Origin of the sequence: Mycolicibacterium aurum (genome assembly GCF_900637195.1) — a bacterium.
In the GTDB taxonomy this organism is placed as follows: domain Bacteria; phylum Actinomycetota; class Actinomycetes; order Mycobacteriales; family Mycobacteriaceae; genus Mycobacterium; species Mycobacterium aurum.
In genome coordinates, this window is sequence record NZ_LR134356.1 from 530,401 (window position 1) to 542,965 (window position 12,565).

At 66.9% G+C, this 12,565-nt stretch carries 15 protein-coding genes; 7 read left to right on the plus strand and 8 right to left on the minus strand.

The genetic code is table 11. The features are described 5' to 3' along the window. Positions 1-63: 63 nt before the first annotated feature. Positions 64-348: a nickel-binding protein gene (locus EL337_RS02470; RefSeq protein WP_048633286.1), complete on the plus strand. Its 285-nt coding sequence runs from the start codon at positions 64-66 to the stop codon at positions 346-348. A gap of 699 nt (positions 349-1,047) precedes the next feature. Here EL337_RS02470 and EL337_RS02480 read toward each other — a convergent pair. Further along, positions 1,048-1,797: a hypothetical protein gene (locus EL337_RS02480; RefSeq protein ID WP_126316482.1), complete on the minus strand. Its 750-nt coding sequence runs from the start codon at positions 1,795-1,797 to the stop codon at positions 1,048-1,050. A gap of 82 nt (positions 1,798-1,879) precedes the next feature. After that, on the minus strand, positions 1,880-2,407 hold the full coding sequence (locus EL337_RS02485) for a hypothetical protein (RefSeq protein WP_048633284.1): 528 nt from the start codon (positions 2,405-2,407) through the stop codon (positions 1,880-1,882). Positions 2,408-2,566: 159 nt separating this feature from the next. Here EL337_RS02485 and fbaA point away from each other — a divergent pair, with 159 nt between their 5' ends. After that, complete coding sequence (gene fbaA, locus EL337_RS02490) at positions 2,567-3,604, plus strand: class II fructose-bisphosphate aldolase (protein ID WP_048633283.1); 1,038 nt, start codon at positions 2,567-2,569, stop codon at positions 3,602-3,604. A gap of 12 nt (positions 3,605-3,616) precedes the next feature. Here the strand turns inward: fbaA and EL337_RS02495 are convergent, their stop codons facing one another. Beyond that, positions 3,617-4,453 carry an Rv0361 family membrane protein gene (locus EL337_RS02495; RefSeq protein ID WP_048633282.1) on the minus strand — a complete coding sequence of 279 codons (837 nt, stop codon included), beginning with the start codon at positions 4,451-4,453 and terminating at the stop codon, positions 3,617-3,619. A 61-nt stretch (positions 4,454-4,514) separates the two neighbouring features. On the opposite strand from EL337_RS02495, the gene EL337_RS02500 reads away from it, so the two are divergent. Then, positions 4,515-4,931 carry a DUF3151 domain-containing protein gene (locus EL337_RS02500; RefSeq protein ID WP_048633281.1) on the plus strand — a complete coding sequence of 139 codons (417 nt, stop codon included), beginning with the start codon at positions 4,515-4,517 and terminating at the stop codon, positions 4,929-4,931. On the opposite strand, the gene EL337_RS02505 is transcribed toward EL337_RS02500, so the two are convergent. From EL337_RS02505 to EL337_RS02515, 3 genes are read right to left on the minus strand one after another with little or no spacing between them, the layout of a single operon-like run. Next, a complete protein-coding gene (locus EL337_RS02505) occupies positions 4,928-5,827 on the minus strand; it encodes a cation diffusion facilitator family transporter (protein WP_048633280.1) in 900 nt (299 codons plus the stop codon). The two genes, EL337_RS02500 and EL337_RS02505, sit on opposite strands and share 4 nt — an antisense overlap. 51 nt (positions 5,828-5,878) lie before the next feature. After that, complete coding sequence (locus tag EL337_RS02510; protein WP_048633279.1) at positions 5,879-6,658, minus strand: site-2 protease family protein; 780 nt, start codon at positions 6,656-6,658, stop codon at positions 5,879-5,881. A 10-nt stretch (positions 6,659-6,668) separates the two neighbouring features. Beyond that, positions 6,669-7,271: a hypothetical protein gene (locus EL337_RS02515; protein ID WP_048633278.1), complete on the minus strand. Its 603-nt coding sequence runs from the start codon at positions 7,269-7,271 to the stop codon at positions 6,669-6,671. Positions 7,272-7,383: 112 nt separating this feature from the next. On the opposite strand from EL337_RS02515, the gene EL337_RS02520 reads away from it, so the two are divergent. The 4 genes from EL337_RS02520 (at position 7,384) to EL337_RS02535 (ending at position 11,157) form a co-directional block, all read left to right on the plus strand. Beyond that, on the plus strand, positions 7,384-8,679 hold the full coding sequence (locus EL337_RS02520; RefSeq protein ID WP_048633277.1) for an adenylosuccinate synthase: 1,296 nt from the start codon (positions 7,384-7,386) through the stop codon (positions 8,677-8,679). After that, positions 8,676-9,311, plus strand: a complete 636-nt coding sequence (locus tag EL337_RS02525) for a PaaI family thioesterase (RefSeq protein WP_048633276.1) — start codon at positions 8,676-8,678, stop codon at positions 9,309-9,311. Before EL337_RS02520 ends, EL337_RS02525 begins: the two co-directional genes overlap by 4 nt. 111 nt (positions 9,312-9,422) lie before the next feature. Then, positions 9,423-10,439: a GGDEF domain-containing protein gene (locus tag EL337_RS02530; protein ID WP_232786832.1), complete on the plus strand. Its 1,017-nt coding sequence runs from the start codon at positions 9,423-9,425 to the stop codon at positions 10,437-10,439. Positions 10,440-10,473: 34 nt separating this feature from the next. Next, entirely contained in the window at positions 10,474-11,157 is a 684-nt protein-coding gene (locus EL337_RS02535) for a hypothetical protein (RefSeq protein WP_048633274.1), read from the plus strand. Here EL337_RS02535 and EL337_RS02540 read toward each other — a convergent pair. Both EL337_RS02540 and EL337_RS02545 read right to left on the minus strand, forming a co-directional pair. Further along, on the minus strand, positions 11,114-11,317 hold the full coding sequence (locus EL337_RS02540) for a ferredoxin (protein WP_048633273.1): 204 nt from the start codon (positions 11,315-11,317) through the stop codon (positions 11,114-11,116). The two genes, EL337_RS02535 and EL337_RS02540, sit on opposite strands and share 44 nt — an antisense overlap. Then, positions 11,314-12,528: a cytochrome P450 gene (locus tag EL337_RS02545; RefSeq protein ID WP_048633272.1), complete on the minus strand. Its 1,215-nt coding sequence runs from the start codon at positions 12,526-12,528 to the stop codon at positions 11,314-11,316. The genes EL337_RS02540 and EL337_RS02545 overlap by 4 nt, the downstream gene beginning before the upstream one ends. Between the last annotated feature and the right edge of the window lie 37 nt (positions 12,529-12,565).

Genomic DNA, 12,565 nt, shown 5'->3' on the forward strand with positions numbered 1-12,565 from the left:
GTCGACGCTGCGATAGGGATTTGCCCGATTTAACTCGTCGCGCGACTCGATAGCCTCCGACCTATGGGTCCCCCAGAACCGTGCTATCTGGTCGAGTGGTATCAGCCCGCCGTCGTGCGCGGATCGCTCGAACGGACATCGGCTCTCCTGCAATCAAGTGCCGCGGCAGAATCGGCGCTCGGCCCGACGATTCAGCTGATGTCCATGATGGTGGTCCCCGCCGACGAGATGGTCTTCGGGGTCTTCTGCGCCGCTTCAGCCGACCTGGTCTCGAAGGTATGCCGTCACGCCGGATTGCCCGCAGATCGGCTCACCCCGGCCACCGACATCCGCCTCGCGCCCACATAGACGGACAGGTATGCGGATGCCGCGCTGGCATTCTGCTGTCAGAAGCTCGAGAAGTCCTCCTGCACCCGGCCGATCTCGACGTCCTGGCCATTGAAATTGGCGCGGCAGGCCACCACCACGGTGTACGTCTGCCCGGTTCAAGGGGGCCGAGAACTCCAGCGGGGTGCTGCCCGTGGGGTTGACGGTGAAGTCGCGGCTGACCGGAATGCCAAGTCCGTTGACTTCCTTGGCGTTGTCGTACACCGCTTTGCAGCCTGTAGCCAACCCTGTGCTTCGCCTCGGCCCCTCCAGGTCGAAGTTGTAGTTCAGAGAACCGCAGTGTGAGCCGCAAGCACGCCGGAAAGTGCAAATGCAACCGCGAAAAATGCTGTAGGGGAGGCATATTGCGCTCTTCGAACAGGGGCCACTGCTGTCCCCTCAGGTGCTCGTCAGTTGCCGGCCACTCGCTCAGTGGCTCGACCGTAAGGCGCCTGTAGCGTTGGGGAAATAGGGTGTTCCCCTATGTCCTCTGCGTTGAGATCAGTCGAGCAGCGACGGGGGAAAAATCCGATTTAGCGTTGTGCTGCAAAATAATTCTCGTCCGGTCGCCCGTACTTCCGATCCGCAGCCACCATTCGCTGAGCATCTGCAAGCTCGATCCTCATGCGCCTTCGATCAAGAATTCTGTGGAATGCCGAAACGGTCCAGCTGCCTCCACGTTCAGTTGTTCGTGAGATCTCTTCCCCAGGCCGCGCCCTTGGGCTCGACTAAGAAGCACCAAGCGTTGGGTGAGCACGCGCTCTCCACCTTCACCACCTGTCCGACCGTCAGCTCGCCGATGACCACGGCGTCACCGTCGTCGTTGGATTTGTCGTAGAGGCGTGTATCGGCGTTCACCGTGGCTGTCAGCTCGTCGACTGTCGTCTTTGTATCTTCTTGCCCTTCCCCTTGCCCTTGCTGTGTCGGTGTTGCGGCGGGGACGCAATCGAACTTGGCCTTCGAAGACCAGGTATTGACAGCACCTTGGCTATTCTTGGCGGTGCCCCGGGCGGTGAGGTCATCGTCGATGTAACCGTCCCAGCGGGTTGTCAAGCCGTTGTTCCATGTGAACTCGACGGTAATGTTGCGGCCACTGATTCGTCCGACAGCGGTACCGTTTGTCCACACCCCGCTTCCGTTCTGTGTGTATCCGGCCTTACCGGAGAAGAAGTCGCCGGACTTGTCGACCACCACCGTCACGTTGTTGTCCTGCGCGACCTCCATCGCAGGGCTGTTGTAGGAGTAGCTGCTGCAGGCGGGTGCCAGGGGAAAGTGTGGCAACGCGTGCGCCACCGGTGAGGTGAGGGGCAAGGCTGCCGCTAGGATTGCCATCGCAAATCCATTCGACGCCAGACGTTTTGATAGTCGTCGGTCATGACCGGGCAGGATCGGCGCGCTGTGACGAACCATTGGCTGCGATGACTTGGGCATGACGTCTCCTGATCGTCGCGATCGGCAAGTTCGAACCACCACGATGGCACTCGAGTCCATAACAACTAAATAGGGTGTTTCCCTACTTCGCCGAATGTGATGAGCGCAATGCCACCGTCGCGGGGGTTTTGCCAGGAGCGTGGGGCGAGTTCTTCAGCTCGCCGTCGTGAGGCCAGAAAGTCGCCATCAGATGGCCGATTGTGGCCCGCGACCGGATGCCGAGTTGTCGCTCGACGCGTGCGAGGTCCGCATCGACCGTGTTGGGACTGATGGACAGCGCGGCGGACACCGGTACATCTAGCTGCGTGGCCGGGATGGTCTGCTCCGTGACGACGTAGGCAGCAGGCATGTTCGGATTGCGCGAGTTGAAGTAGACGTCGTTGATGCGCGCGGTTGTGTTGCCCAGGGTGATGGTGCAGTCGCCGTACACGCGGTGCGCTGACGATATCTGGACCATATAACCGGGCTTGATGGTGGTGATGGCTTGTGAGAACGTGTGGGCGCTCGCCCAGGTGTGCCAGTAGGTGGCAGAGATCTCCATGTTGACCAGGCTCGGAACGCTGCCGGATGCTCTGAGGCTGCCGCCCAGAATGTTGGTGTAGGTCTGCATGTGATGGCGGTGCCCTAGGTGTCGGGCTACTGCAAAAACTCGTGCCGGACCGTCCACCGCGGTGGCCGCACACGGCCGGTGCACCTCAAGAAAGTGTCGGGCGGGGCATGTTCCTGAGATACTGACCCCGACACCAGGAACAGCTCGAGAGGACACGTCATGCCCATCGCCACGCCCGAGGTCTACGCCGAGATGCTGGGCCGCGCCAAGGAACATTCCTTCGCGTTCCCTGCCATCAACTGTGTCGGCTCTGAGAGCGTCAACGCCGCGATCAAGGGCTTCGCCGATGCCGGCTCTGACGGCATCATCCAATTCTCCACCGGCGGAGCCGAATTCGCGTCCGGCCTGGGTGTCAAGGAGATGGTCACCGGGGCCGTCGCCCTCGCCGAGTTCGCGCACATCGTCGCCGCCAAGTACGACATCACCGTCGCACTGCACACCGACCACTGCCCGAAGGACAAGCTGGACACCTACGTCCGGCCGCTGCTCGCGATTTCCGCCGAGCGTGTCGCCAAGGGGCAGAACCCCTTGTTCCAGTCGCACATGTGGGACGGCTCGGCGGTGCCGATCGACGAGAACCTGTCGATCGCGCAGGAACTGCTGAAGCAGGCCGCGGCCGCCAAGATCATCCTGGAGATCGAGATCGGCGTGGTCGGCGGCGAGGAGGACGGCGTCGAGGCCGAGATCAACGACAAGCTCTACACCACGCCCGAGGACTTCGAGAAGACCATCGACGCGCTCGGCACCGGCGAGCACGGCAAGTACCTGCTGGCCGCCACGTTCGGCAACGTGCACGGCGTCTACAAGCCGGGCAACGTCAAGCTCAAGCCCGAGGTACTGGCCGAAGGCCAGCGGGTCGCGGTCGCCAAGCTCGGGCTGCCCGAGGGGTCCAAGCCGTTCGACTTCGTGTTCCACGGCGGCTCGGGCTCGCTGAAGTCCGAGATCGAGGATTCACTGAAGTACGGCGTGGTCAAGATGAACGTCGACACCGACACCCAGTACGCGTTCACCCGTCCGATCGTCGGCCACATGTTCTCCAACTACGACGGGGTGCTCAAGGTCGACGGCGAGGTCGGCAACAAGAAGGTCTACGACCCGCGCAGCTACTTCAAGAAGGCTGAGGCCGGGATGAGCGAGCGCGTGGTGGAGGCGTGCAACGACCTGCACAGCGCGGGCCGGAGCGTCACCGCGGGCTAGGTCGGCAGGGGCTCAGGCCGACGGGGCCTGGCAGATCTTCCACTGATCGTCGCGGAATTGGAGATCGAAGCTGCGGGTGGAGCGGGTCTGCGGGGCGAAGGCCATGAACGTGGTGACGTTGGCCTCGGCGTGGTCGCCGTTGACGACCACCTGGTCGATGCTCGCGACCACCGGGTAGCGGCCGGCCTCGGCGACCCGCTGGTGTGTGTCGATCCATTTCTTGTCGTCGAGGGTGTTGTAGGCCTCGGCGGTGGTGCCGCAGGTGATGCTGCGCAGCGTCGCCAGATCACCCTTCTCGATGGCCGCGTCGTAGTTCTCGATGGTGGTCCGCACCTGCTCCTCCTGCGACACCGTGGGGGTGGACCCGCCGGTGAGCAGCAGGGTGCCCACGATCGCGATGGTCGCCAGCGCCGCGATCACCAGGATGATGGCGATCACCCACCCCCAGCTGCGCTTCTTCTTCGGCGGCGCCGGCGCATCGCCGCGCGGCGGAATCATCTGCGGCGCAGCGGCTTTCTGGGCGGCGAAGCCCTCGGTGGGGGTAGCGCCGGGATCGCGGACGGAAAACACCTCGGTCGCGGGATCGGACGGCCGGTTGATGATCTGGGTGGACCCGGCGTCGAATCCGGACGGTGCGGTGAACCGCCGCTCGCCGGGGTCGACTCCGGAGTCCTCGCCCTGCGGCTCGGCGGGAGCGAACACCTCGGTAGCCGGTTCGTGCTCACGAGCCGAGTCCGCAAGCACTTCGGTCTCGGCGTCGGCGGACGACTCGGTGGAGTGCTGATCGGTGGCCGGAGCCGCCTCCTCGGCGGGCTCGTCCGGGTTGCTGGGCCCTCCTGCGTTCGGCATACCGCGGAGCTTAACCATCCGCGGTGACGGGCGCCCAGGCCTGCACGGCAGAATGGGGCCCATGACTCGGATGGGCGATCTTCTCGGACCGGAACCAACGCTGCTGCCTGGCGATCCCGCGGCGGAGGCCGAGCTGGACGCCTCGGAGAATCCCGCCATCGTGGCCGCCGCTCACCCGTCGGCGTCCGTCGCGTGGGCGGCGCTTGCCGAGAACGCGCTCGACGCGGATCAGGCGATCACCGCGTATGCCTACGCCAGGACCGGATATCACCGTGGACTGGATCAGCTGCGCCGCAACGGCTGGAAGGGTTTCGGTCCGGTGCCGTTCGCGCACGAGCCGAACCAGGGTTTCCTGCGCTGCGTCGGGGCACTGGCCCGGGCGGCCCAGGCGATCGGCGAGACGCCCGAGTACCAGCGGTGCCTGGATCTGCTCGACGACTGCGATCCGGCGGCGCGCGGCGCGCTGGGCCTGAGCTAGCGGTTCTGGCTCTCGCACTCGCAGTCTGCGGCGCTCTCCGGCGGTTCGACCTGCACCGTGGCGTGGCCGAGTCCGCGGGCGGTCAGGACCGCGCGGGCGTCGTCGAGAACCTGCGCCGAGTCCCGGTCGCTGGTCAGATGTGCGGTGACCATGTCCTTGCCGGGCACCAGCGTCCAGACGTGCAGGTCGTGGACCTCGGTGACCCCCGCGACGCCACACAGTGCGGCGCGGAGTTCGTCGACGTCGATGTGGCTGGGCGAGGACTCCGACAGGATGCGCAGTGCCGCTCTGGCCAGCGCGATCGCCCGCGGTAGCACCCAGAGCGCCACCAACACCGCGACGACGACGTCGGCGTAGGGCCAGCGGGTCGTGACGGTGACGATGCCCGCGATGAGCACCCCGATGCTGCCGACGGTGTCGGCGACGACCTCCAGGTAGGCGCCCTTGACCGCCAGGCTGTCCTTGGACTGGGAGCGCAACAGCAGCACGACGGCCGCGTTGGCGATGAGTCCGGCGAGCGCGACGACGATCATCGGGACGCCGGGGACGTCGGGCGCATCCCCGAGCCGTTCGACGGCCTCGTAGAGGATGAAGCCGGCGACCCCGAGCAGCAGCACGGCATTGGCCACGGCGGTGAACACCTCGGCGCGGTGCCATCCGTAGGTTCGTGACGGCGACGCACTGCCGCGCTTGGCCAGCAGCACCGCGGTCAGGCCCATGAACATCGCCACGAGGTCGGTCAGCATGTGGCCGGCATCGGCCAGCAGCGCGATCGAGTTGATGGCCAGCGCAGTGGTCAGCTCGACGACGAAGAACACGGTGAGGATGCCCGCCGCGATGAGCATGCGGGACACCCGCGTGTCAGCACCGTGGCTGTGATCGTGTCCGGCTCCCATGCCCAGGAATATATGCGTAAATGCGCATATGTGGCAAGGGGGCTACGGCGCCTACAGCCAGGCCGACCAGAACCGCGTCAGCTGACCACCGATCGCCGACAGCGCCGGTGGCACGCCGGACAGGTCGAACAGCCAGTACACCGCGCCGAAGAACCACTGATTCAGCGGTGGCGCGATCAGCAGGATCAGCAGGATGAAGAAACCCCACTGCTTGGCCGGCTGGAGTGCCCGCTGCGTCTCGGGGCTCAGATGTGGCTCCAGCGCGCCGTAACCGTCGAGGCCCGGGATCGGAAGCATGTTCAGCAGCAGCGCAGTGACCTGCAGAAAGCCCAGAAATGCGACGCCGGCCCAGAACACCGAATGGGCCGGGTCGTACAGCAGCCGGGTCAGCAGGAGCAGGAGCACCGCGAAGGCGAGGTTGACCGCGGGGCCGGCGAGGCTGACCAGGGTCTTCTGCCGCCTGGTCATGAAGGCCGTCTGCACATACACCGCGCCGCCGGGCAGTCCGATCCCGCCGAGCGCGATGAACAGCACCGGCAGGCCCAGGGACAGCAACGGGTGGGAGTACTTCAGCGGGTTGAGCGTGAGGTACCCCCGCACCGCGACGTCCCGGTCACCGAAGCGGTACGCAGAGAAGGCGTGGCCGAACTCGTGCAGGCAGAGCGTCACCAGCCACCCGAAGATGACGAACACGAATACGCCGATGTACGCGAGCGGCTCGATCCGCTCGCCCATCGACCACGCGATGGCCGCGCCCGCGACGGTGACCGCGACCAGTGCGACGAAGATCGGGCTCGGCCGCACCGACTGCCGCAGCGGGCGAATGCTCACCTCACCGAAACTACCCGCGGCCCACCTGCAGCCACCCCTCCGTGTGGCGGTAGAACGTCGACCGCCGCACCGGCCGCGGCAGCTGCTCTCCGTCGCGGACCACGACCGCGCCGGTGGTGCCGAGCTGCGCGGCGCGGCCGCTGACCCAGCGCCGGGGCCGGCGCCGGCCCGACAGCACGCCGGCCCGCAGACCGGGCATGGTCGCGATCGGCTCGATCCGGACACCCGGCACGTCGCCGTCGAACAACCGCTCGTCGTCGACCACCGCCTCGCCGCGCACCGTGCTCTGACCCTGCGGAGGCAGCCAGTACGCGGCCTCGGTCAGGACCGCCCCGGTCTCGTCGCGGACCAGCGGGATCCGGCTCGCCGAACCCGAGACAGCCGACCTCGCCTGCCATGACCTGCGCACATGGGCCACCTCGATGTCGAGCCGGTCGGACCGCAGCAGCCGCGTCAGCACGGCGGACAGGTCGCGGTGGGAGCCCAGGACGACGAGTCGCCGGAAGGCGACGATGCCCGGATCACCTGCGAGATCCACCACGGGCAGCCCCCGCAGGACGCGGGGAACACGACGTCGTCCGAAGCGCACCACCGCGCATGTTGACGGGTCCAATCTGCTCCTTTGAACGAGCCGCTGATCAGGCCGGATGTAAATCGGATAGGGTGGATCACCGGCTGCACACAGTATCGAGCGCAGCTCTAGCGCTAGACAGCGGGAGATTCGCATGCCGGCAATCGTCCTCATCGGCGCCCAGTGGGGCGACGAGGGCAAAGGTAAAGCCACCGACCTTCTCGGTGGGCGCGTCCAGTGGGTCGTGCGCTACCAGGGCGGTAACAACGCCGGGCACACGGTGGTGCTGCCCACGGGGGAGAACTTCGCCCTTCACCTCATCCCGTCGGGAATCCTGACCCCCGGCGTGACGAACGTGATCGGCAATGGCGTCGTCGTCGATCCCGGCGTATTGCTCACCGAGCTCAGGGGGCTCGAGGACCGCGGTGTCGACACGCAGAAGCTCCTCATCTCGGCCGACGCCCATCTGCTGATGCCGTACCACGTGGCGATGGACAAGGTCGTCGAGCGGTACGCGGGCAGCAAGAAGATCGGCACCACCGGCCGCGGCATCGGGCCCTGCTACCAGGACAAGATCGCGCGCCAGGGCATCCGTGTCGCCGATGTGCTGGATCCGACGCTGCTGGCTGAAAAGATCGAGGGCGCACTGGAATTCAAGAACCAGGTGCTGGTCAAGATCTACAACCGCAAGGCCCTCGAGCCCGCAGAGGTCGTCGAGGCCCTGCTGGCTCAGGCCGAGGGATTCACACACCGCATCGCCGATACCCGACTGCTGCTCAACCAGGCCCTCGAGAGAGGCGAGACGGTACTGCTGGAGGGGTCGCAGGGCACCCTGCTCGACGTCGATCACGGCACGTATCCGTTCGTGACGTCGTCGAACCCGACGTCCGGCGGCGCGGCCGTCGGATCGGGTATCGGGCCCACCCGCATCAACACGGTGCTGGGCATCCTGAAGGCGTACACCACCCGCGTCGGCTCCGGCCCGTTCCCCACCGAGCTGTTCGACGAACACGGGGAGTACCTCGCCAAAACCGGTGGCGAGATCGGGGTGACGACGGGCCGGCGTCGCCGCTGCGGCTGGTTCGACGCCGTCATCGCCCGTTACGCCACCCGCGTCAACGGCATCACCGACTACTTCCTCACGAAGCTGGATGTGCTGTCGAGCCTGGAGACCGTCCCCATCTGCGTCGGCTACACCGTCGACGGCAAGCGCACCGACGAGATGCCGATGACCCAGAGCGACATCGCGCGCGCCGAGCCGATCTATGAGGAACTCCCCGGCTGGTGGGAGGACATCTCCGACGCCCGCGAGTTCGACGACCTGCCTGCCAAGGCGCGCGACTACGTCTTACGGCTCGAAGAGCTTGCCGGAGCCCATGTTTCGTGCATCGGGGTCGGTCCGGGTCGCGATCAGACCATCGTGCGCCGAGACATCCTGGCGCCTAGGTGACAGACGATCCCAGGGCGCTCGATCCCGAATACGACAGCCACGGCGGATTCCCGAACTTCACCCCGGCCGAACCCGGCCCCGGCTTCGGCCGCTTCCTGACCGCCATGCGGCGCGCCCAGGACCTGGCGGTGTCCGCCGCGCCGGATGCCGGAACATGGGACCGCGCCGCCGACCTGGCCGAGGAACTCGTCGCTCTGCTCGGCCCGTCCGAGGCGGCCGAAGGGGTCGGACCCGCGAACCGGGTGCCTGCCCTGCCCGGCGCGGGCAGCCTGCTGATGCCTCCCTACCGGGTGACCGAGTTCGAGCCCGACGGCGTCGCGCTGGAGGTACAGTTCAGCCGGTTCTCGGTGGGCGGTAACAACGCCGTGCACGGGGGTGTTCTGCCTCTGTTGTTCGACTCGGTGTTCGGCATGGTGATCCACGCGGCGGGTCGTCCGATCAGCCGGACGGCCTTCCTGCATGTGGACTACCGGAAGGTGACGCCGATCGACACGGTGCTGCGCGCACGCGGCTGGGTGCGCGAGGCACAGGGGCGCAAGGCGTTCGTCAACGCGGAACTGCGTGACCCCGACGGGAACCTGCTCGCCGAGGCGAACGGATTGATGATCAGGCTGCTGCCCGGACAGCCGTAACGCACCACCAGGGGGAGGATGGAAAAGGGGCTTCGCGGGTTCCTCCTCATCTGGTGGCGACAGCCCCACGAGTTCGACTGGACCGCACGGTATTTTCGCGCCCAGGGACTGATGCGCGTGCATCAGGTCTTCATCGGCTGTTTCTCGCTGCTGTACGGCGCCACCGCCCTTCTGACCGTGGTGTGGGCGTATTCCGACGGTGGGTCGGTCACCGCCCGGGTCCTGGTGATCGGCATCGCGGCCAGCTCATGCCTGCTCGGGCTTGCCTGGATCTTCGGACCGTGGCCCACCGAGCGTCAGTCCGCGGCGTTCGCCGTCTACGCCGACCTGGCGGTCTTCGCGGTCATCGCCTGTTACCAGGACGCCTTCACCGCGATGCCCGGTCTGGCGCTGTTGGCCACCAACGGCATCTACGTCGTGGTCGTGCACGGCCCGCGGGCGCTGCTGCTGCATCTGGTGTTCACGGCGTCGGTCATCGGCTGGATGACGCTTCGTGTCCTCAACCAGGACATCCACCCGACGTCGGTCATCACGATCCGCCTGCTGACGTTGTTGCCGACGGTGATGTTCCTTCCCGTGATCGTGCAGTCCTATCTGCTCGCCTTGCGGATGGGCGCGCTCGATTCGCTCTACGATCCGCTGACCCGCCTCTACAACCGGCGCGGCCTCGACAGCGACCTGGCACAGTTCCGCGGCGCGGCCGTCGGGGTGCTCGCCGTGGACATCGACAAGTTCAAGGCGATCAACGACAGCCACGGCCACGAGGCCGGGGACCGGGTACTGGTCGCCGTGGCCGACGCCGCCCGGGAGGCGGTGGCGGCGCAGGGTGTCCGGTCGGTCATCGCACGCACCGGCGGGGAAGAGTTCGTCGTGGTGATCGACGGCGGGACGGACGTTCTGCTGAGTACGGCATCGCTGCTGCACGATGCGCTGGCTGCGAGTGACACGTCAGCGGCGCCGACGGTGACCGTGAGCATCGGTGCGGCGTCGGGCCGGACCGACGGCCTGGCCGTGCGCGCGGTGGTGCAGGAACTCATCGAGCGTGCCGATGCGGCGATGTACCGCGCCAAGAATGCCGGCGGAAACCGGACGGTGACGGCTGACGATGCGGTGTCGCCGCAAGAGTGAGTCCTGGTCGGCTGCGGCGTGTCACCATGAGGCCATGACCCACCCGGCCGATCGCCGCCTGCGCAGCCTCACCACGCCGCGGGCCGCGGCGTTGGCGGGCGTGCTGTTCGCGCTGCTGTTCGGCGCCGCGCTGGTGATGATCCGCACCGCGCTGCCCGACGGTGCCGCGCTGGGCACCCAGTGGGCGGACGGGTCAGGGCACCGTCTGCGGATCGCCGTGGTGCTGATGCCGTTCTCCGGCATCGCGTTCCTGTGGTTCATCGGTGTGGTGCGCGACGGCCTCGGCGCTCTGGAGGACAAGTTCTTCTCGACGGTGCTCATCGGCAGCGGGTTGCTGTTCCTGGCGATGATCTACGCGTCGACCGCCGTGGGCGCAGGGCTGATCGCGAGCACCGACTTCGCCGAGCCCGGAATGCGTTCGGAGGTGGCGGCATTCGGCCAGGCGCTGCTGGTGTCGCTGTCCAACACCTATGCGTTGCGGATGGCCGCGGTGTTCATGATGTCGCTGGCCACCATCTGGCTGCGCACCCGGCTGATGCCGATGTGGCTGGTGATCGTGACCTACGTTGTCGCGGCCGGTGTTCTGATCGGAAGCGACATCTCACTGTGGATGACCGTGACGTTCCCGGTCTGGGTGCTGATCGTCAGCCTCGTGATGCTGGAGCGCTCGGGCGTCATCGATCTTCCAGACTCAAAGCACCTGCCGGACACAGCTTGACGGCTTTCCGGGCGTGGTCGAGCTCGTCACCGGTGACGTCCTCGTGCAGGATTTCGACGATCCCGTCGTCGTCCTGATCGAAGATCTCACCGGCCACCATCACGCAGTTGCCGGCCTGGATGCACGCCTCGCGGTCGGCGGAGACCCGTGCCCGCGTCATGTCCAGCTCACCTGGAGCGACTTCAGGCCGTAGATGAAGTGGAACGACCGGAACGCCACGTCGTCGAAGTCCTCGGCCAGCGTCAGCGTGGGGAACCGGCGCAGCAGCGCGGGGAACGCGATCTGCATCTCCATCCTGGCCAGTGGCGCGCCCAGGCAGTGGTGCACCCCGTGCCCGAAGCCCAGGTGACCTGGCGCACCCCGGCTGATGTCGAGAACGTCTGGGCTGTCGATGAATTCGCCGTCGCGATTGCCCGACGGCAGCGACGCGAAGACCAGCCGGCCTGCCGGGATCGCGACGCCTGCGATCTCCACCTCGGTGGTCGTGATGCGCGGAATCGCGGTCTGCACGATCGACAGCCAGCGCAGCAGCTCCTCGACGGCGGGTGCCACCGCGTCCGGGTCGTCGCGGACCGCGGCCAGCTGGTCGGGATGACGCAGCAGCGCCAGGGTGCCCAGCGCCAGCATGTTCGAGGTGGTCTCGTGCCCGGCGAGCAGCAGCAGGCCGGCGATGCCGATCAGCTCGTCGTCGGTCAGCTCGGCGCCGTGGACGCGCACCAGCATGCCGAGGATGTCGTCGCCGGGGTGTGCCCTGGCGTCCTGGACCAGCGCGCCCATGTAGTCGCGGCCCTGCCGCTGCAGCTCAAGACGTTCCGGCATCGGGATCGACAGGTCCAGCTGGCGGGCGCTGCGGCGCTGGAAGTCGTCACGGTCGGCGTACGGCACGCCGAGCAGCTCGCAGATGACCAGGGAGGGGATGGGCAGGGCGAAATGCTCCACCAGGTCGGCCGGGGGTCCGGCCGCCGCCATCGCGTCCAGCTGTGCCGTCACGATCTCCTCGATCCGCGGCTGCAGGCGCTTCATCCGCCGGTGGGTGAACTCGGGGGTGAGCATGCGGCGCAGCCGTTGATGCTCCGGCGGGTCGAGCCCCAACAGGTTCCCGGCCCGGGCCCTGGCCTGGGCCTCCTCGTCGACCTGGGGAGCCCCGGGAAGGACGAAACCCGGCGGCCGCCCATTCGAGAAGCGCGCGTAGTCCGACAGCACCATCTTGACGTCGTCGTATCGCGTGACCAGACAGACCTGCATCCCGAACGCGTTGGTGACGGTCGCAACGCCGTCGTTCTCGCGGATGGCGCGCAGTTCGGGTGTCGGGTCGAATGCATCGCGCCGCATGTGCAGTGGCGGCTGCTCGGGCTTGACGGCCTGACTCATCTTTCGACGCTACCCGCCGACGGCGAAGGTCCCGATC